At 66.5% G+C, this 322-nt stretch carries 1 protein-coding gene; it reads right to left on the bottom strand.

What is annotated here, in order from left to right:
• Positions 1 to 322: LysR substrate-binding domain-containing protein (locus tag EN807_RS33835; protein ID WP_246684528.1), on the bottom strand; the 322-nt coding region annotated here is incomplete at both ends.

The following is a 322-nucleotide window of genomic DNA, read 5'->3' as shown; positions in this document are numbered from 1 at the left end:
GCCGATCGGCGCGACCAGCGCGCCGGAGCGGAAATCCTCCTCGGCGTCGATGACGGAAACCAGGCCGACGCCGATGCCTTGCAGGGTCGCCCGACGCATGGTCGCCGCGTCGTCGAAGCTGATGCTGCGGTCGCCATCTGTCAGCTCGACGCCAAGGTGCCGCAATATGTCCGGCCACAGGCGCTTCGACTTGACGGTGTCGAGCAGCGTGAACTTCGTCAGGTCACGCGCCGACTTGATCTTCTCGCCGATCGCCGGCGTGCAGCAGATGATCTTCGGGTCCGGCACCAGGAGCGTAGTCTCGTAGTCGGGCCAGTGGCCG

Origin of the sequence: Mesorhizobium sp. M5C.F.Ca.ET.164.01.1.1 (genome assembly GCF_004792125.1) — a bacterium.
GTDB classification, from domain to species: Bacteria; Pseudomonadota; Alphaproteobacteria; order Rhizobiales; family Rhizobiaceae; genus Mesorhizobium; species Mesorhizobium wenxiniae.
Note: the sequence above shows the minus strand (reverse complement) of the source record. Positions and strands in the feature narration are given on the sequence as shown.